This window comes from Hydrogenophaga crassostreae, from assembly GCF_001761385.1.
In the GTDB taxonomy this organism is placed as follows: domain Bacteria; phylum Pseudomonadota; class Gammaproteobacteria; order Burkholderiales; family Burkholderiaceae_C; genus Hydrogenophaga; species Hydrogenophaga crassostreae.
Map to the genome: position 1 here is coordinate 1,530,355 of NZ_CP017476.1, position 18,902 is coordinate 1,549,256.

The 18,902-nt window shown below is 49.3% G+C and carries 15 protein-coding genes; all 15 read right to left on the reverse strand.

From position 1 onward, the window contains the following. Positions 1–387: 387 nt before the first annotated feature. The 15 genes from asnB to LPB072_RS23090 all read right to left on the reverse strand — a co-directional run bounded on the left by asnB (position 388) and on the right by LPB072_RS23090 (position 18,895). Positions 388–2,274, reverse strand: coding sequence for an asparagine synthase (glutamine-hydrolyzing) (asnB, locus tag LPB072_RS07105; RefSeq protein ID WP_066093250.1), 1,887 nt, complete (start codon positions 2,272–2,274; stop codon positions 388–390). Positions 2,275–2,277: 3 nt separating this feature from the next. Further along, entirely contained in the window at positions 2,278–3,060 is a 783-nt protein-coding gene (locus tag LPB072_RS07110; protein WP_066093254.1) for a polysaccharide deacetylase WbmS family protein, read from the reverse strand. After that, positions 3,047–4,870: a glycosyltransferase gene (locus tag LPB072_RS23070; RefSeq protein ID WP_197508920.1), complete on the reverse strand. Its 1,824-nt coding sequence runs from the start codon at positions 4,868–4,870 to the stop codon at positions 3,047–3,049. The genes LPB072_RS07110 and LPB072_RS23070 overlap by 14 nt, the downstream gene beginning before the upstream one ends. A gap of 28 nt (positions 4,871–4,898) precedes the next feature. Then, the gene (locus LPB072_RS23075; protein ID WP_082877047.1) at positions 4,899–5,687 is read right to left on the reverse strand and encodes an acyltransferase; all 789 of its coding nucleotides are present in this window, start codon (positions 5,685–5,687) and stop codon (positions 4,899–4,901) included. 5 nt (positions 5,688–5,692) lie between these two features. Further along, the gene (gene wecB / locus LPB072_RS23080) at positions 5,693–6,769 is read right to left on the reverse strand and encodes a non-hydrolyzing UDP-N-acetylglucosamine 2-epimerase (protein ID WP_082877048.1); all 1,077 of its coding nucleotides are present in this window, start codon (positions 6,767–6,769) and stop codon (positions 5,693–5,695) included. An 11-nt stretch (positions 6,770–6,780) separates the two neighbouring features. Next, positions 6,781–7,533, reverse strand: coding sequence for an ABC transporter ATP-binding protein (locus LPB072_RS07125; RefSeq protein ID WP_066093264.1), 753 nt, complete (start codon positions 7,531–7,533; stop codon positions 6,781–6,783). A 1-nt stretch (position 7,534) separates the two neighbouring features. Further along, entirely contained in the window at positions 7,535–8,311 is a 777-nt protein-coding gene (locus tag LPB072_RS23085) for an ABC transporter permease (RefSeq protein WP_082877049.1), read from the reverse strand. After that, complete coding sequence (gene wecB / locus LPB072_RS07130; RefSeq protein WP_066093267.1) at positions 8,298–9,401, reverse strand: non-hydrolyzing UDP-N-acetylglucosamine 2-epimerase; 1,104 nt, start codon at positions 9,399–9,401, stop codon at positions 8,298–8,300. Before wecB (LPB072_RS07130) ends, LPB072_RS23085 begins: the two co-directional genes overlap by 14 nt. After that, positions 9,398–10,498 (reverse strand): DegT/DnrJ/EryC1/StrS family aminotransferase, encoded by a 1,101-nt coding sequence (locus tag LPB072_RS07135; RefSeq protein WP_066093270.1) that lies wholly within the window; start codon positions 10,496–10,498, stop codon positions 9,398–9,400. Before LPB072_RS07135 ends, wecB (LPB072_RS07130) begins: the two co-directional genes overlap by 4 nt. A 4-nt stretch (positions 10,499–10,502) precedes the next feature. Further along, positions 10,503–11,087, reverse strand: a complete 585-nt coding sequence (wbpD, locus tag LPB072_RS07140; RefSeq protein ID WP_066093273.1) for a UDP-2-acetamido-3-amino-2,3-dideoxy-D-glucuronate N-acetyltransferase — start codon at positions 11,085–11,087, stop codon at positions 10,503–10,505. Continuing rightward, entirely contained in the window at positions 11,084–12,031 is a 948-nt protein-coding gene (locus LPB072_RS07145) for a Gfo/Idh/MocA family oxidoreductase (RefSeq protein WP_066093277.1), read from the reverse strand. The genes wbpD and LPB072_RS07145 overlap by 4 nt, the downstream gene beginning before the upstream one ends. 17 nt (positions 12,032–12,048) lie before the next feature. Further along, positions 12,049–13,347 (reverse strand): nucleotide sugar dehydrogenase, encoded by a 1,299-nt coding sequence (locus tag LPB072_RS07150; protein WP_066093280.1) that lies wholly within the window; start codon positions 13,345–13,347, stop codon positions 12,049–12,051. 104 nt (positions 13,348–13,451) lie between these two features. Further along, a complete protein-coding gene (locus LPB072_RS07155) occupies positions 13,452–15,017 on the reverse strand; it encodes a hypothetical protein (RefSeq protein ID WP_157559247.1) in 1,566 nt (521 codons plus the stop codon). Positions 15,018–15,188: 171 nt separating this feature from the next. After that, entirely contained in the window at positions 15,189–16,133 is a 945-nt protein-coding gene (locus tag LPB072_RS07160; RefSeq protein ID WP_066093285.1) for an NAD-dependent epimerase/dehydratase family protein, read from the reverse strand. After that, a complete protein-coding gene (locus LPB072_RS23090; protein WP_197508921.1) occupies positions 16,130–18,895 on the reverse strand; it encodes a rhamnan synthesis F family protein in 2,766 nt (921 codons plus the stop codon). Before LPB072_RS23090 ends, LPB072_RS07160 begins: the two co-directional genes overlap by 4 nt. Positions 18,896–18,902: the final 7 nt, after the last annotated feature.

Consider the following 18,902-nt stretch of genomic DNA (forward strand, 5'->3'; position numbering starts at 1 on the left):
GTCAGCCGCGGAGTAGAAGGAATCCCCGAAGAATTTCTAGCTGCCAACCCCATATTATCAGCAGCGAACGCCATGGCAAGATGCGATCGGACATCTACCATAGGCATTAGAATGGAAACCTATATGAATGCCCGCGGACGCTTTCATCGTAATCTGATTTTGGACGTCATTAGCGAGTAGATCCAGCCAGCCAGAGGGGATGCGTATGTATCTAAATGGCATGTCAGTCTCATACTTCACAATAAATTAGTGTTGCATAGATGGGACAGCACCGCACCGGAACGTTACAGAATGAACCTACTAACAATCACAGTCGAGGAGATACTGCTGAGGCGCCAGGGTCATCCTATTGGTTCTAAGGTGGCTTGGTTGGAATCAACTAGATCTCTAATCTACGAACTCTTGTTGCCACAACTCCAAGGACAGCAGTCCCCACAAATTTCTGCTGAAACCACCCTGTGTATCGATCAAAGAGGCTAAATCTAGTTTTGGCTCCAAATAGGCACGATTTCTAGCTCGGCTAGATCCAAGAGTGTCTTGAACAAACTGATAAGCCAAGCCACCGCTTTTCAACCATTTGTTGAGAGGGACGGGGAATCCCATTTTGTCTCTTCGATCGCGTACGCTCTCCGGTAGTTTACTCCCAAATGCCAAGCGTAAAAGCCTCTTCAACTCACCATTGGCGAACTTAATATTTGGCGGAATTGTTGCAGCAAAATCAACCACCGGGTGGTCCAAGAACGGCACGCGTGATTCAAGTCCATGTGCCATGCTCATTCGGTCTTCAACTTGAAGCAGAGCAGGGAGCAAGGTCTTAAAATCGAAATGAGTCATTCGATCGAAGTAGGCCTCCGGCCCAACGTTGTCAACCCAAAATATCTTCTGAAATGCCTCGAAAGCAGAATCGAAGGATATAGCATCAGGGGTGATAACTCCGCCAAGAGTATTGGACCGGTTAATTAGTCGGAAATATCTCTCGTCTCTGGGCCCGAAAAGGCCCGACGACCAAAACTCCTTTAGGAGTGGCTGATACTCCTTCAAGGTGATTAGGTTTGGAATTATGGATTCATAGGTGACGATAAATTGTCCATTGTGTGAGGTTCCCTCAAGGGCTCCCTTGATGCATTGTTCAAAATATGCAACCAGGTATCTGGCATAGCCACCAAAAATCTCATCGCCTCCTTGGCCCCCTAAGACCACCTTCAGTTTAGATGCTGCAAGTCGAGAAACCATGAACTGGGGGAATGAGCCTGGTCCTGCAATTGGCTCATCCAAGTGGTAAATTATTTTGCGAAAGTTGTCGACAAAATCTCTCTCATTGATGTCTTGAATGAAACAAGATAGCCCATTTTGATTTGCTACATCGCTTGCATACCGAGATTCATCGTATTCAGGGCCTTCAGTAAATCGACCGTTGAAAATCTTGAACTGTCCTGTAGGCCTTGATTCTCTTGCAAGAATTGCAAGTAAGCTTGAATCGACACCTCCACTTACATATGCACCTACCTCGACATCAGCTCGCATATGCATTTCAACTGACTCTGCCATTAGCTCATGTAACCGCTCAACAAAGTATTGTTCGGTGTGATAGGCATCTGGTTCATAATGCACCTCCCAATATCTGTGAAAAACAATATTGGATTCAGCGGAGACCATTCCACAATGGGCTGCGGGAACTTCATGCACTCCTTCCATTAGTGCGGAACCACTAATCGTAAATTGAAAGGCAAAGTATTCAGAGAGGGCCGCGCTAGAGATGGTCCGTTGAATCATAAAGGGGACTAAGGCCTTTATTTCTGATGCGAAGTATGTCACCCCACCTTGGGTTGTGAAATAAAGTGGCTTTATTCCGAATCTATCTCTGGCGACAAATGATTTATTCCTAATTGGATCCCAGATAATGAACGCAAACATTCCGCGCAATTTGTTTACGCAAGCTTCACCCCACTTTAAATAGGCTCTAAGAATAACTTCGGTGTCACTTTCGGAATGAAAGTGGCCGCCAATTTCTCGTCTCAATTCAATATGATTGTATATCTCGCCATTAAATGTAATGACAAGACCTGAAGCAGGATCCTTCATCGGCTGAGATGCATGCGTCGAAAGATCAATCACGGACAGGCGTACATGAGCAAGACCAATACAATGATCTTCAGCAATCCATTTGCCCTCACCATCTGGGCCTCGATGTCGGAGCTTTTCAATACCTGTATGCAATACAGTGGCAGCATCCTTGACGGGTGCCTTGGAAATAAACGCGAATACTCCACACATATATTAAGTCCCAGTCTTCGACACAGCTGCTGCAATTTCTCTTACAAATACTGTCCTTATATTCCTGCGAGTGAGTTCCCCAAGGAAGTCCCTATATAGGTTTTTCAAACCATAGCCACCAAACTGACTTCCCGAAAAATGGGACTCAGGGACGCTAACTAGATCCGAAATGCCCCGGGTCAAAGTCTTCCTCAAATCGTCTGTAGGGGCGTTGAGATAAATTAGCATAGGATGAACATTGAAAATCTTTAGACCAGGTCCGTCCAAGGGTAAGCTATTTACATCTAATGGATTGCCAACATCTACATGAATTCCGTCCTCCCAAATGTAGGAAAGTTTTACCAGCCCGTTGTAATCAATGTGGCCTTGAGCAAGGGGCGTCTGCCATAAGAAGCTGCTTACATCGTATTCGATGCCACTTTGCACAGCAAAATCGCTGATGTTTTGCCCAAAAAAGTTCCGATGGCAACGAAGACCGATTGAGTCTGGATACATTTCCCGAAGCTTAGTGATCTTTTGACTGAATCCGTGAACGGGGTGAGGTCTTGTATTATCCGGGTGCAGCCCAATTTCAACGAATTTTTGAGATTGAATCAACAATGGACTCTGATGTGTCGCAAATGCAGTGATCTTCATTCCTGCGTTTGATACCAGCTCGAGAACTGCTTCTACGGCATAATCGGGTGCCCAATCGATATCCATCGTAAGTGCGACCACATCCGTGCCGTTCAGATTGTAGAAAGATCGAAATGGATCATTGCGAAACAAATTCTCAAACGGGTTCATCAGTGCATTCCAATGTTTCATCGATATTCAACAAGCGGTCATACATTTTTGCAAATTCTCTTGACTCTGATTCAAAAAGATACTGATCTGATCTTTCTATTAATGCTTGTCTGAACCGCTCTGATCCACCCAGCTTTTCATCAAACATAATGTCAATTGCCGATGCATAATCTTTTGCATCTTTAAGTGGAATTAGCACCCCAAATCCTTCTGTTTCGACAATCTTCTTTACATTTACTAATTCGCTGGAGCCGATCATGGGTGTTCCGGCAGCAATGAATTCATACATTTTGTTTGGAGATGAGATTCTCGTGTTCAAGTCAAGTGCTTGATAAGGCATAAACCCTGCATCCACAGATGCTGCCCAAAAGACTACCTCACTCCATGGGACCGGATCAACAAAATGGGTGCGGTCTGCGATTCCTAATTCTATTGCAAGAAGCTTAAATTCTTGAACCTCCATACCCCAGGAAAGAAACACAAGATGAACCGGCGTCTTGGCTCTAGCGGCGCCCTCCATTAACAGATGTATCTTCCGACCCCGATTGATTCCGCCCATAAATAGTACCAACTTTGCGTCATCAGGTAGGTTCAGTTTTTCCCGAGCATAGGCGTATCGCTTCGTTACATCAAACCCAATCGGACGCACAGTGGCGTTCGTCAGCGGTGTGTAGGATCCGTGCCCGTGATCCATCTGCATGACACCAGCTTGATCGCTATTTATGACGACAACTTCGTTGCAGTACTTGATTAGAGTATGTTCTGTTTCAAACAACTCTCGCTTTCTTTGGCCAAAAATACCTGGTTGGTAGCTGTACAACTCGTGTGCATCGTAAACGACAGGAATATTTCGCTTTTCTCCAATTAGTACAGCTATACGCAAGGCAGTAAGATCATGGGCATGAACGATATCAATATTATCCAAGTTTTCCGCAAACCTGAGGACCTCTGTTTCCCAATAGTCTAATGGGTGGTCTGAGAAATATTCTGAAAGTTCATGCCTTACTCCCTCCATTTTGGGGGGGCTTTTCGGGCTAAATGAAAAATCACCATTAGAAAAGCTCCACAGTCTTGAAATGATGTAGGGATCAAATGTGAGTAAGCAAAGCATTGCGCCAAATGGAAACTTTCCGCTTCCATTTTTTAGCTTTAGAGCACTAAGTCCATGCCGGGGATATCGCACCAATTTTAAGAGCTGAGGAAGCTTAGATTTCCTTGCGCGCAGGGAACTGAGATCAAACTTCAATTTGGCAATCTGGGAATCAATAGAAAGAACGTTAGATCCGTCTCGTCTACCTATAGTAGCAATTCCTGAAACGGCTGCTCTAAGGTTTAGCGAGAGGGTTCCGAGGAAAAATACAGACGCCCCCCGAATGATCTTTGGCAATCTTTGAGCGCTTGATATCCTTGCGATTGCAAAGCGAGGGGAAAATATCGATGCAATAATTAGTGCAAGTTTCTTGCCAACAAGAGAACTGAGTATGTGGTAAATAGAATCGAAGTTTTCTTTTGACTTTTGATCATACTTTTCTTCGAGTTTTCGAGCCGTTTGAAGTTCTTGCCCGCCTGATGAAGATTCAGTTCCGTTTTCATGCTCAATCAGGCGGTGAAATTCTTTGTGCCTTTTGTCGAAGCTTCTTTTTGAGGATTGATTTTCGTCAAATCGAATAATTGGCAACCCATCAATGATGTTCTCATTGTCGCCCAGTACGCCATAGGAGGCCACAAGTGCAACAACATTTCTTGATCTTTGTAGCAAATTGGCTTCAAGAATAATTCTTCTGTCGATCATCGAGTTTCGATCGATCATCAAAATATTCTTTGCTTTCGCGTTGTGACTATTCACGATTTTCCCCCGCGAGCAAGGTTTCCAATAGTTCAACATCTAATAAAACAAGTTTGTGCAGCTCCTCAATCTTCATTTGAGCTTCTGGCGGATAGTAGTCTGAGAAGTGGCTCATCCAAGGGTGTTGCTTCCCGGTTTCCTTGTGCTTCAGTTTCCTAATAGTTCCTGCAATTTTCCCTTGGTTTCCTACGACCAAGGCCCCAGCAGGGACATTCCCGTGCGGACGAGCCATAGCAGCAACAAATGCGCCTCGCCCAATGGTTGTTCCTGGAAGCACGACGGCGCTTGTACAAACAACGCTACCTTCTCCCAGAGTCACACCATACTTTAAGCCTGAGGGAGGAATTGGATCATTTGTCAAAACTACATAGGGAAATATCCAAACTAGGTCTCCAATAATGGCACCTCTTCCGATGTGAACATTGCTGTGAAATCGAACCCAGTTTCCGATTTCTACATCGCCTTCCAGATCGTTGAAGCTCCCAATTTGGAGGTTTAGTCCTGCTTTAACTCCCTCGCGAATAAGGGAGGAGTGGCCTACCCTTAGATTTTCCCCAAATGTGCTTCCTTCATACACAACAGTATGGGAGCGAATTACTGCATTGGCTCCAATATCTAATGGCCTACCAGCGAAATCGCCGCCTGCAGGATGTCCAATCACGCAAAAATCACCAATAACTGAGTTGTCGCCGATTTTGACATTGTCATGAATTCGTACGAAGTCCCCTATTTGAACATTTCTTCCAATTACTGCATGCTTCGAAATAAGTTCCTTGGCCATTTTGGTTACCTCTCAAATGTTTCAATACTATTGACAATGTTTTTGGATGCTTCGCCATTTCCAAAGTGCTTCATGGTTTCTGAGGGATCAGGACGTTTGGATGCATGAAATGCATTTTCAATAGACGGTCTGTCTGTTTTTCCGATAGTGGCCCATCCGTTCTGAATCAGATCGTGCCAAGTGTCTTCTCGAAACAGCATAACGCATTTTGCGCCGACCCAAACTGCTTCTCTTGGTACCCCACCGGAATCTGATATGACACAATCGGCCCCGGAGAGCAATCCGAGCATTTCTAGGTAGGTGACCGGTGGAATTAGTTTGATTGATCCCAGACTTCCGCCGCCACTTTTCCATTTCTCAATAATTGCCATAGTTCTAGGGTGGGTTGGTAGAACGACGGGTTTGTCGAGACTAGAGAGAAAATTCATGATGTCGCAAAAACGACTGAAGTTTCTGACGTCGGTATTCTCTGGCCTGTGGAGAGTGGATAGATGATATCCTTTCTCTGAAAGCGCTAATTCTTGTCTAACTCGGTGAGATTGACGTTTTAGATTGCTGAGAAAACAATCCAGTAGCACGTCTCCTGTTAAGACTGATACATTAGACAAGCCTTCTGAATGTAAGTTTTTCAGCGCCCGAGGTATTGGGGCACAGTTCAAGCTAGCAACGTGATCGGTGACAATTCGATTAATTTCTTCAGGTCTTTTTTTGTCGAAGTCCCTCAACCCAGCTTCAATATGAACCAGCGGAATATGAAGCTTTGCTGCAGCCAAAGCAGCTGCCATTGTGGAATTCGTATCACCATCCACTAGTACTATGTCAGGGGTGATGTTTTCTATAGCTTGTTCAATTCCTTCCATCATTCTGCCGGTCATAGCCCCGTGTCCAAGGCCATGAACTCCAAGATTTATATCCGCCTCCGGAATGTTGAGCTCTCGAAAGAATACTGCACTCATCGCATCATCATAATGCTGACCTGTATGTAGCAATATGTGTTCATGCCCTCGATTTACGAGTTCATTTCTAATTGGGGCGACCTGCATAAATTGAGGGCGGGCCCCAACAACTCGAAGTATTTTCATGGCTATTAAACTTACGCTTCCTTTGAGATTCTGTCGTATTCCGAAAGTGCTTCTTCGGTTTGTCCTATGTAGACGATTTTTCCATGGGACATTACAATACACTTGCTGCAAAATTGACGAATCAGATCGCCGGAATGAGAGGCAAATAGAAAGATATGGGATTCAAATATTTGCTTCTTTAGTCGTTCCAGCGCTCGATTCTGAAATGCGGCATCACCGGCTCCAAATACTTCATCAATGAGGAGTATTTCTGGTTCAGAGAATAGTGCCATTGCGAAATATAGTCGCATTGCCATTCCCGCTGAGTACGTCCGTACTGGAAATTCCAGAAACTCTCCAAGCTCAGTAAACTCAGCAATGTCCGGTACCATCGATTTAACCTTTTTATGGGGAATTCCCATCATTACGCCAACGCGTAGAATATTCTCAATTCCTGATAGATCGGAGTCTGCTCCGATTCCAAGCTCAAATATGGTCGATACACGCCCAACAACGTTAGATGTTCCGTTTGTAGGGTGGTATACTCCACCAATTAGGCGCATCAGTGTACTTTTTCCAGATCCGTTGTGGCCTATTAGACCAATGCGCTCGCCATCCTCAATCGATATGGTGATGTCGGATAAAGCTCTTACGACCCTGTGCCCTGATGTTGAGCCTATACGTCCACCCGTTCCTATATTGAGAAGTTTTTGTCGGATGGAATTAGAGCGAGCGTTGAATATCGGAAATTCTAGATTTACTTGGGTCAGTTTTATTGATGCCATTTTAGACCCAAAGTGATATTTTGTTTCGGGTTTTTGAGAATGCTATTAATCCCAATCCTAGTATTGCAAGGGTTACTCCCACCGCTACAGCATAGTTTGTAAATGTCGGGATTTTGCCTAGCATTGGTTCTCTAACGATTGCGATTAAGTGTGTGAGGGGATTCAGTTCGGCAACAATCCCTCGTTTTCCAAGTGCTTCTTTAAACCAAAGCACAGGAGTCAAAAAGAACATCAATGGGACAACAGATTCTACAATTGGAGGGAAATCTCGGTATCTAGCTCCAAGTATGCCGAGTAGAAGTGATGTGCTGGTCGAAAATGTGAAGAGCACTATTAGTGCAGGAATTACAAGAAAGGTAGTAAATTTGATGGATACATCAAATACTATCGCTACTAGTACAAAAACCAATATATTGTGCAAAAATGCTATCAATAGCTTCATTGATAATCTCAGAGGATATAAGAATAGAGGCATTGGTGAGACTCTAATTACTGATGCCTGTTGAGAAAAGCAATGGCTGCCTTCGATTAGTGCTCCTACCAAAAGGTTCCATACAATTAGTCCGGCAGTCAAATATGGAAAGAAGGTAGATAGGTCTACTTTCCATATAAGTGACCAAAATGTACCTAGTCCTGCAACTGTAATAGCTAGTCCTAGTGTGAGCCAGAGCGGCCCCAGAACGCTTCTTCGGTACTTTGAGGCTGTATCCGAAAACCCAAGACGAAACCATACTGGCCATCTTTGGATGCTCAGAGCAATGTCATTAGCTATTTTCATTTTTTTCCTTCTCCAACATTATTCTTAGAAGCTTTTCGGCGGCATTACCCTCGCCGTACGGTTTTTTGGTCAATAAGGGTGGCGGCGTTCGAAGATGCTCCTGAAATGCGCTTTCAATTCGCTCTATATCGGCACCGGTGAGTTTGTTCCAACCCGAGTGCACCGTTTCTACCCACTCCGTTTCGTCTCGCATGGTGATGCAGGGCACCCCATAGAAAAAGGCTTCCTTTTGAACGCCGCCAGAATCTGTGAGGATCAGAGAGGCGCTCTGTTCCAGTGCCACCATATCGAGGAATGGCAGAGGATCTGTGACGACAAGCCGATTCAGCAGATGGCCGAATCCGTAGGTTTGAATCAGTTTTCGCGTTCTTGGGTGGAGCGGGAATACCACCTTCATCGTCAATGCGACTTGATCGAGTGCGGTGAGAATCGCATTAAGCCTGTTGGCGTCGTCGGTGTTTTCTGCACGGTGCACAGTGGCGAGAGCAAATCTCTTGGGTTCCAGACCCAACTGCTGTAGCGCGCCGCTTTTTGTTTGTGCTTTGTCGCGGTAGTGAAGCGCCACATCGTACATAACGTCACCAACGTCATGTACCCCCTTTTTCAGTGCTTCAGCCGCCAGATTGTCAACCGCTGTCCGGGTTGGGCAAAACAGCAAGGTCGACAGGCGGTCGGCAACGATGCGGTTCACCTCTTCGGGCATGCGCATGTTGAAAGAGCGAAGGCCCGCTTCAACGTGAGCAACAGGAATATGAAGCTTGGCCGCCGCAAGTGCACCGGCAAGCGTTGAGTTGGTGTCGCCATAGATGAGGACCCAGTCAGGTTTTTCTTCGATAAGCACAGATTCGATTGCTTCCAGCATCTTCCCGGTCATCTGACCATGGGTGCCGCCAGAAAGCGCAAAGTGGTGCTTGGGTCTTGGAATTTCCAGCTCATCAAAAAACACCTGAGACATGTTGTCGTCGAAGTGCTGCCCAGTGTGAACGATGAACTCTTCGATTTGATCTGAAAATTCAGAGCGAACAGCGCGTGAAACGGCCGCCGCTTTGATGAATTGTGGGCGTGCACCCAAGACGGTTGCAATCTTCATGTGGTGCTCTGTGATTGGGTTGCGCTTAGCGCGTCGACGACGAGTGCCTGATCCGCCCTGGAAAGGCCAGGACTCATTGGAAGACTCATCACCTCGGCTGCGACGCGATCGCCCACGGGAAGGTGGGCCATGGCATCGGCTACGGCCGGTTGTTTGTTCAGCGGTATGGGGTAGTGCACCGCCGTCGGTACGCCGGCGAGTTTCAGCGCCTCTTGCACGCGTTCGCGTTCAGGTACGCGAACGGTGTATTGGGCCCAGGCGCTGATGTTGTGGGTTTCGACGAAGGGTGTGCCGTTGATGTTGGCTGCTTTCAGCAACTGGCCATAGCGTTCGGCGACGGTTTGGCGCTGCTGCATTTCTTCATCAAGCACGGCAAGCTTGGGCAACAAAATGGCTGCTTGCAAAGTGTCCAGCCGGCTGTTTACGCCAACCCGTATGTGGTGGTAGCGTCGGTCCTGGCCGTGGCGCGCAATTTGGCGCATGACCTTTGCGAGTTCATCATCGTTGGTGAAGAGGGCGCCGCCATCGCCATAACAACCCAAGGGTTTGCTGGGGAAAAAGCTGGCGCAGGCGATGGTGCTCAGATTGCAGCTTTTCCGACCTTTGTAGGAGGCGCCAAAGCTTTGGGCCGCGTCTTCGATCACGGGAACGCCGTGTTTGGCGGCAATGGCGTTGATGGCGTCGAAGTCGGCGCATTGGCCATACAGACTGACCGGAATGATGGCTTTGGTTTTTGGGGTGATCGCGGCTTCCAAGAGCGACGGGTCAAGGTTGTAGGTTTTGGGGTTTACATCAACGTAGACAGGTTTGGCGCCCAGCAGTGCGACGGTTTCAGCCGTGGCGATGTAGGTAAAGCCGGGCGTGATGACTTCATCTCCGGGGCCAATGCCGAGTGCCATCTGGGCGATCTGGAGGGCGTCGGTGCCGTTGGCTACGGTGATGCAGTACTTGGAGCCGGTGTAGCTGGCCAGCTTTTCCTCCAGCTCATGCACTTCTGGTCCGAGGATGTACTGGCCGTGGTCCAGCACCCGCTGTATGCCGGCATCAATGTCTGCTTTGAGTCGTTGGTATTGACTCTTAAGGTCGATGAATTCCATAGCTTCAGAGAGAGGGTGTTTTCTGGACGACGGTGCCGCGCAGCGTGTAGCGGGCTCCGGAATGCTGGCAAATGGCTTCTGCCTCACCGCTGGTGGGAAGGTCGAGCTGGTCGCCGTGCTCGCTCATCCAGCCGATCTGCCTGGCTGGCACGCCCACCATCAGTGCGTAGGCGGGCACGTCTTTGTTGACCACGGCGCCAGCGCCAACAAAAGCAAACTCGCCAATGGTGGCGCCGCACACGATGGTGCAGTTGGCGCCCAGTGTGGCGCCCCGCCTGACCAGCGTGTCGCGGTACTCGTTTTTGCGTTCAATCAACGATCGGGGGTTGTATACGTTGGTGAACACCATGCTGGGGCCGCAGAAAACGCCTTCTTCGAGCGTCACGTTGTCGTAAACGCTGACGTTGTTCTGGATCTTGCAGTGGTCACCAATCACGACCTTGTTGCCAACGAAAACGTTCTGACCCAGAGAGACGCCCCTGCCAATGACTGCTCCACCACATATGTGGACGAAGTGCCAGACACGTGAGCCCTCTCCAATCTGGGCGCCCTCATCAACAATGGCGCTGGAGTGAACGCTGTAGTTCATCGCAAGGCCGCGACAAAGGGGTGCACTTCGCTGCCCGTGGTGACCACTGGCGTGGCTGTTCGAATCACATTCACGGTTTCGATACAGTGGCGCGCATCTTCGAGGCCATACCCTCGGCCCGCAAGAATTTCCTGGTAGCTGGTCGTATGGAGGTCGGTGAACCCTTCCGAGAATTCCAGTTGCTCGCCGCTGATGTCGATATTGCGGTAGGTGGGTTTCTTACCTTTCACCTGGTCGGGCAAATCGTTGGCATCGATAGACAGGAACCAGCGAACGCGCGCGCGTTCATATTCCAGGTAGCCGGCAGCTTTGGTGACACCGCTGTAATGCACCACATTGCGCTGCAGTTTTCCAAAGATGAAGTGCAGCATGTCGTAGAAGTGCACGCCGATGTTGGTGGCAATACCAAATGACTTGCGGTCATCGCCTTTCCAGCTCTCCAGATACCATTTGCCGCGGGAGGTAATGTAGGTGAGTTCGACGTCAAACTTTTTGTCGGTCGGCGCTGCTGCGACTTTCTCCCTCAGTTTGACGATGGCATCGTGATGCCGCAGCTGCAGGATGTTAAAGACCCTTTTCCCGGTTTCACTTTCAACCAGAGCCAGCTCGTCCAGCAGTTCCGGGGTCGGAACAAGCGGCTTCTCACAAATCACGTCACAGCCCAGTCGAAGACCTGCGGCGATGTGGGGGTGATGAAGGTAGTTGGGGCTGCAAATGGCTACGTAGTCCAGCGCGCCACCCGGTGTTCTTTTGAGTTGCTGTGCGTGTTCCTGGAAGCGCTCGAATTCGGTAAAGAACTCACTTTGAGGAGAGATGCTGTCGATGATGCCAACCGAATCATTGGTGTCGTAGGCTGCAGCGAGGTGGTTGCCGGTGTCTTTGATGGCACGCATGTGGCGCGGTGCAATGTAGCCGGCAGCGCCGATGAGGGCGAAATTTTTCATGTGATGGAGGGGCGTTGTCAGAAACGAAAGACGGTAAAGCCAGTGGCTTCAAGCGCATGGCGATCGTAAAGGCTTTTCAGGTCACCAATGACGGGCCGATGTGTCTGGTGGCAGCAAGCCAGGAGCGCTGCGGGGGGGAGTTCTCTGAACTCTGTGTGGCCCACGGCGACCACCAAACTGTCCACAGGATTTTCAGGGCCGATTTGTGCGAGTTTGATGCCGTACTCATGTTCGACTTCTGCTGAGTTGGCCCAGGGATCGGTCACGACCACGGTGACGTTCCAGGCCCGAAGCTCCTTGATCAGGTCTGCGACTTTGCTGTTGCGGATGTCGGGGCAGTTCTCCTTGAAGGTGACTCCCATGATGCCGACCGTGCTGCGGGCGACGTCGATGCCGTTTTGCAGCATGCGCTTGATGATGCTGCGCGCGGCGTATCGCGCCATGTCGTCATTGATCCGGCGGCCTGCCAATATCACCTGTGGGTGGTAACCCATTTCTTCCGCTTTGTGGGTGAGGTAGTAGGGGTCCACACCAATGCAGTGACCTCCGACCATGCCTGGGCGGAAGGGGAGAAAGTTCCACTTGCTCCCGGCCGCTTCCAGCACCTCAAGCGTGTCTATGCCCATCCGTTCAAAGATCACGGAGAGTTCGTTGACGAACGCAATGTTCAGGTCCCGCTGGCTGTTTTCAATGACCTTCGCCGCTTCGGCCACTTTCAGGCTGCTGGCCTTCCAGGTGCCCGCCTTGATGATGCTGCTGTACAGCGCGTCGACCTTGTCGGCGGCTTCAGGTGTGCTGCCGCTGGTGATCTTTCGGATCGTGGTGAGTGTGTTGACTTTGTCACCGGGATTGATGCGCTCGGGGCTGTACCCGCAAACGAAGTCGACGTTGAACTTGAGTCCGCTGACCTTCTCAAGCACAGGAACGCACACCTCTTCAGTGGCCCCTGGGTAGACGGTCGACTCGTAGATCACGAGATCCCCTTGCTTGAGCGCTCCTCCAACTGTCTGACTGGCTCTGATCAAGGGCGTCATGTCCGGGCGGTTCGCCTTGTCGACCGGCGTTGGCACGGTCACGATGAAAATCGCACACTCTTTGAGCCGGTCCAGGTCTGCAGTGAATTCCAGTTTGCTTGCAGCTGAAAGCTGCTCGGGCGTGACCTCAAGTGTCCCGTCTTTGCAAGCTTGAAGTTCCTTGATGCGCCCAAGGTTGATGTCAAAACCGAGTACATCTCTATGCAGGCCCAGTTCAACAGCAAGTGGCAGACCAACGTAACCAAGTCCAATCACTGCAATTTTTTCTAGATTTTGAGTCATGTGCTATGTGTCAGAAGCGCTAGGACGGGCCTGCGATTGGGTCAAACGTTCGATTATCCACTATTGAAGTTGAGGCCAGTTTCAAAGGCATTGAATGTATGGACTCAATGTTGGACGGGCTCGCGCAGGCCTTGGATCGAAGTACGTGTCGGAGCGAAGTTGCAACCCATTGTGTCAACTTCATAGCCGGGAAGGTACTCAAGTGCCTGTGGCAAGGCTACATGGTGGTAGCGTTCAACAAAAAACAGGTAGTAAGCCGTAAATATGTCGGTGCACAAGGGCGCTGAGGTATTGTGCTGTCGCAAGCTCTCGGCCAATGCAGACAGTTCTTCTTGTTGCTTTGGTCGCAGCCCGAAATAGGACTTTTCTTCGTCCAAACTGGATTTGAGAGAAGAAAGATACCGATAAGATGGTTGAAGCCTGTCTATTTGGTAGGAGAGTGCAACACCTGAAAATATTAACGCCAGTGTCATCGTCGCTATTGTCCATTGCCTGATTGCCACGGAGCGAATACCCGATTGATGAACATATAGCAAGACAGGAAGAGATAATCCTACGAACAGAAAACTGGCCAGGGAAAACCGCCAGGCAATATAGAGATGGGTCGTCATGGCGAGCAGGCCGGCGCTCAGAGAGAAAAAAAGCGCCAGCGGCATGAGCGACGTTGCGGTTACAAAAACCAGAGCACGCCGATCTAGGTTAGGTGCTGGATAGGGCCCAGTTTTCCGAAACACGGAAAACAGAAATATTGTTGTCAATGATATGAAGCAAAGGCTGTGCATGGCAGTCCAGCCAGTATCGATTCGATTCAATTTATCATTGACCAGAATCGAACCAAAATAGTCAATCTTTTCATGAAGAGATGCCCAGTCGCCAGAAAAAGCAAGATCAATTATTTCCGGCCTGACATACGATTGTTGAAGAGATGCCCAAACGGAAAAAATGAGTGCCGGAAGCAAAATGGTCAAAAATCGAATGGCAGATTTCCCCCGAATAAAAATGAGCCCCATCAAGAGGATGCATACGAGAAAATAGGCGGTCTCGGCTGCATGGGCAAGCGTGCAAGTCACTATAAATGCGCCACCGTTTGCGGCGGCCGTAACTTTCCAGAACCGGGTGTCAGCGGCAGTAATTGCGTAAAGAATGCATGCCGTACCCGCCAAGTAAAATGGAAGACTTATTTGGTAGTTAAGCGAGTACCATACCGACCAGGACTGCACGAAGAATGCATCAGGCCCGCCGTCTCTCGCAGTGGACGCAGTACCACTCATTAGAAACCAGGCAACGGTAGCCAATAAGGCAGAAAGCAGAATATCGGTTTTTGGGAGTTCGAACCTGTGCAATACAGATCTGAGCGTGAGGTAAGCAGAGAGCGTGACCAACGCTACAGTGGCAAACAACTGAGAACGGTGTATGAACAACGCCCGGTCGAAAATATCTGCGATTGCCAATGCGTCTAGAACATGATGCCAAAAATGATGCCACAGGATTCGGCTGGTCGGAAAGGCACCGGGGTTCGCCAATTGGGGGGCTTCGATCATTCCCAGATGCCACCAAACATCGAAGCCTGGCCGCATCATGGGGTAGCTTTTAAGGATAAAAGCGACCACTCCAAGGGTAAGAAGTGCAAGTGGTGCAAAGCTGGCGCCACTCTTTAAGGTTTTCGGCATCGGGTACATTTCGATAATGCTTTGCGTTCGCCAATATATTTGATTACCCGAACACGTTGGAGCCGGGAATCCAAGCTTTGATTGGATTGACGTCTAGTTCAGGTCCGGTTTCCTCGAAAGGTTTTACCAGGCATGTCCGAAATTGAAGGGGTATCGCAATGCCAGGTGCGATTATGTCTTTTCTAGGGCGCTGTTTGAGTTCTTCTGCAACCACGCCCACGTCATTTCAACTCCTTGAAGAAGGGATGTCGCGGGTTGCCAGCCTAACTGGCTGGAGGCAAGGCTGCGGTCAAGGATATTGGTTTGTACGTCAAAAGAACGGTTGTGGAAATGATTTACGCTCATCTCCTCGCCAGTAACTTTCTGGATCAGATCGATTAACTCAAGCAGGGAGGTTCCTATACCCGTCGAGATATTGAATACCATCTCACTTCCTTTGAAGGTCATGGATGCCTCCATTGCATCAATAAGATCTTCGATGTATATATAGTCTCTTCGTATTTCGCCCGTGCCCCAAATATCGATGGGCTTTTTGGTCATTGCCTTGAGTAAAAAAGCGCCTACAGCACCTTGTGAGGACCCGAGTCGGAATCCTGGACCGTATGGATTTGAGATCCGGAGGCTGATGGGGTGAAAGTCAAACGCATTGCGATAGATAGCCAGATACTTCTCTATGGCCAGTTTGGTCGCCCCATACGATACGATTGGTTGAGTAGGGTGTCGTTCATCGATGGGAAGGTATTGAGCCTCACCGTAAACAGTTCCGCCAGATGAGGGGAAAACCAAGCGAGAAACGCCACACTGCTTCATGCTCTCAAGCAAGCGAATCGTGGGAACCAGATTGCCCTGTATGTCAGCGACGGGATTGTTGTTCGAGCCGCTGGGCAGGGTTGTGGATATCAGGTGAAAGACAATATCACTGCCTTCAACGATCTCGGAAAAATCAGTTTGGTTCGAAAAATCTCCGGGGTAATGCTTGAGCCTTCCTTCAACACCCGGGTACCGGTCGATCGAGAAGGAACGGTCAAAGACACGCAGGGTGTGCCCGCTGTCCAAGAGGCGGGCAATGAGTCTGGATCCGATAAATCCGGACCCTCCGAAGACGGTCACGATCATCGGGTCAGTCCGGGCACAAATGTCATTGCATACCCGGGTGGTCTGGTTCCCACCTTTGCACCGAGCAGACGTTCCCACGCATGCAAAATGGTGCCGTCGATGGGCAGCGGCTCCTTAGGAGAAAATCGGTCAGGCATTCCCATCTTCACAAATCCATCCAGGTAGGCCGAGGTTGCCCAGAACATCGTCCCGACAGGAAACTCAAAATACTTGGGCAATTGAGAAAATTCCAGATCAGAGGTCAGCACTTCTGCAAAGCGCAAGTTTTTCCCCCAGCTGATTACGTGGGGATCATCCGGAAATACCAACTGAATATTTGCATGGGTATCCATGTGGAAAATGATGCGATCCATCATGTTTTCACAATGATCGCTTCCAATCAAGTTTCCAAGCAGGAGATCGCGCCATCTTGCAACCAGATCGCTTCCATCCATGACATGTGGGCTTTTCTTTGTATGGATGTGTCCAATGATGTCAAACCTGCCCTTGATGGACTTGCAAATATCCAAAAAAGGAAAGACGTCTCGTCCCCGATTGGAGTGGATTGAAACCGTGGCAAGCGGAAATCCTTTCTCGCTCAGAATTTTCTCGACACCGGCTTGCTTTTCGATTGAGTCGACCGTGACAAAAAGCGAGATTGTGGTTTCGTTTCTATTCAATCTCTCAAGAATGTCGGCAAGAAGTTCAGGGTAATAGGCGTGAATGTGAAGGGCGACAGACTTGGTCTGAGTTTCTATTGTTGCAGAGGTGCCGGTCGGGGTGAGCAGGACGGGTAACACATCTCGAGAAATATCAGGATTCCGAATGTGGTGGAGCAAGGGGTCGGTATTCCGGTTTAGGCCAATACGCTCTCGATAGACCAACGGATTAAATCCCGCCACGGGTTTTCTGATCACTGTTGCTGTTCGGGTATGCACGACATATTCCCAGCAACTCTCTCTCTCGACCTTTCGGAAATGCCGGGCCGGGAACGAGGTTCCCCTATAATAGGTGACATCAAACTGGCCGCATTCGAGCAAGGCCGCAACATTCTCAGTGCTTTGATCAAGGGTGTGCCTTGCATCACCTTGCAATTCAATGAGTTGCTTGCAATAGGTCTCCATCGAAAAGGCGCGTTCCCCAATCGATTGAAATTCCTTGTGGACACGGATGTGCGTCGTTTCCTCTAGCAGTAGAATGGCTTTTGATGCCATGTCTGACGTATTTAGATAGTCTGCTACGCATTCAGCTTTCAACTGATTGTCTTCGAGGATGTCGGCAATGCCACTGGCCTTGGCAAAGCAGACCAAAGGCAGGCCCTTGCAGATGGCATCAATGGCGATGTTGGGCAGTGGGTCTAGCCTCGACGTTAACAACAGCAATGAGGCGCGGTCATAGAGGCTTTCCAGATCGTCGGTATCGGAGACGATCCGGATATCGCCTGTCAGTCCGGCCCGTTTCATATGATCGGTAAGAAAGGCCGAGTATTCGGGATCGTAATCCGGATAGCCGCTGCCCACCCAGAGGAATTCCAGAACCCCTTCCCCAGCATGCGCCTTGATCTGGGAGGCGACCTCGATAAACAGATCGACTCCTTTTCTCAGGCAGACACTGCCGATGCCAACCACCAATTTTCGTCCACCCAGCGGCATTTCGAGCGCACCTGCTGTTTCCTCACCTGCATGAAAGCTGAGGCCCGTGGGGAGGTCAATTGTCTGTGGGATTTGGCAGCGACCTTGTGGAAGCACGAGGGCATCTTCGAACACACCGCCCGGAAAGCATTGCACCGCGTCATCTTTTGTCAGCCGGGTGGAAAATACCGCGACAGAAGCCCATGCCTGGCTTTCGAGAAACTTTTCTCGAGGCATGGTGTTGGCCGCAAACTCATGGATGAGCAGGGTGCTTGGAATGCCTGCCAGAGTGAGAGGGCGGCAGAGTGCACCGGTCTCTATGCTGTTAAGAATTGCGAACTGAATAGGGTGCCTTTGAGCCAATTCATCAACAACAAACTGGGCTGTCTTTTGATTGTGCTTTGCGCCGGGTATCAGATAGGTTTCATTGGCTTCGAACTGGAAGTTTGCGAGCAGTCCGCCTTGGCCCAGCAAGAGCAGTACTGTATTGTAGGAACCATTGAGGTTCCGAAGAATGTTCCAGGTTAATACAGGTGCGCCTGTGCGCGTGGCCTCGTGACTCACCAACAAAATTGTTGGTTTTGCTGGATCGGAAGCTCTCCCAATGCTTGCTATGACATTCGCATACTTGTATTGGCGTCCTTCATGGCGTCCGAGGTCGACATAATGGTCATGCGGGATGATTTGTGGATTGACGACATCCGGGTTCAGCTCGAGATAGATATCCGGGTCAAAATCTGCTGGTAGCTTTGCGTAGCGTTCCGACCTGGGAATGACGGGTTTGACATTTTCTTTGTAGCGTCTGAACTCGGGGATACCGTGGTGCAGATAGTGGGATGAGAGGTCTCCGTCGAACTCTCTGAGATCTGGATGAAGACTTCGGTACTCTTCCGGGTCAAAATCATTGGGCAAACTGGAGACGTGAAGTCCGGTACCCACTGCCCCAGTCGTTTTGTATTGTCGGCCTTCTTGCCGGCCTTGTTGAAGGTAATGCTGATACGGATTGATGTTTGCACTTGACAGATCTTGATTGATGGCCAAATAAGCTTGGGCGTCAAAATCCATCGGCAAATCTGACAAGTCAATTTGCTGGGAAAAAGGCAAGTGACGCAAGATGCGTCTTAGCATTGACATGGGTTGTGGTGACGACATGAAGTGA

What these genes read in the sequence shown, in the direction of transcription:
- asnB (WP_066093250.1), bottom strand. Translation starts at nt 2,274, where the DNA reads ATGTGTGGAGTATTCGCGTTTATTTCCAAGGCACCCGTCAAGGATGCT.
- LPB072_RS23090 (WP_197508921.1), bottom strand. Translation starts at nt 18,895, where the DNA reads ATGTCGTCACCACAACCCATGTCAATGCTAAGACGCATCTTGCGTCAC.
- LPB072_RS07125 (WP_066093264.1), bottom strand. Translation starts at nt 7,533, where the DNA reads ATGGCATCAATAAAACTGACCCAAGTAAATCTAGAATTTCCGATATTC.
- LPB072_RS23085 (WP_082877049.1), bottom strand. Translation starts at nt 8,311, where the DNA reads ATGAAAATAGCTAATGACATTGCTCTGAGCATCCAAAGATGGCCAGTA.
- LPB072_RS07135 (WP_066093270.1), bottom strand. Translation starts at nt 10,498, where the DNA reads ATGGAATTCATCGACCTTAAGAGTCAATACCAACGACTCAAAGCAGAC.
- wecB (WP_066093267.1), bottom strand. Translation starts at nt 9,401, where the DNA reads ATGAAGATTGCAACCGTCTTGGGTGCACGCCCACAATTCATCAAAGCG.
- LPB072_RS07110 (WP_066093254.1), bottom strand. Translation starts at nt 3,060, where the DNA reads ATGAACCCGTTTGAGAATTTGTTTCGCAATGATCCATTTCGATCTTTC.
- LPB072_RS23075 (WP_082877047.1), bottom strand. Translation starts at nt 5,687, where the DNA reads ATGGCCAAGGAACTTATTTCGAAGCATGCAGTAATTGGAAGAAATGTT.
- wbpD (WP_066093273.1), bottom strand. Translation starts at nt 11,087, where the DNA reads ATGAACTACAGCGTTCACTCCAGCGCCATTGTTGATGAGGGCGCCCAG.
- LPB072_RS07150 (WP_066093280.1), bottom strand. Translation starts at nt 13,347, where the DNA reads ATGACTCAAAATCTAGAAAAAATTGCAGTGATTGGACTTGGTTACGTT.
- wecB (WP_082877048.1), bottom strand. Translation starts at nt 6,769, where the DNA reads ATGAAAATACTTCGAGTTGTTGGGGCCCGCCCTCAATTTATGCAGGTC.
- LPB072_RS07155 (WP_157559247.1), bottom strand. Translation starts at nt 15,017, where the DNA reads ATGCCGAAAACCTTAAAGAGTGGCGCCAGCTTTGCACCACTTGCACTT.
- LPB072_RS23070 (WP_197508920.1), bottom strand. Translation starts at nt 4,870, where the DNA reads ATGATCGATCGAAACTCGATGATCGACAGAAGAATTATTCTTGAAGCC.
- LPB072_RS07145 (WP_066093277.1), bottom strand. Translation starts at nt 12,031, where the DNA reads ATGAAAAATTTCGCCCTCATCGGCGCTGCCGGCTACATTGCACCGCGC.
- LPB072_RS07160 (WP_066093285.1), bottom strand. Translation starts at nt 16,133, where the DNA reads ATGATCGTGACCGTCTTCGGAGGGTCCGGATTTATCGGATCCAGACTC.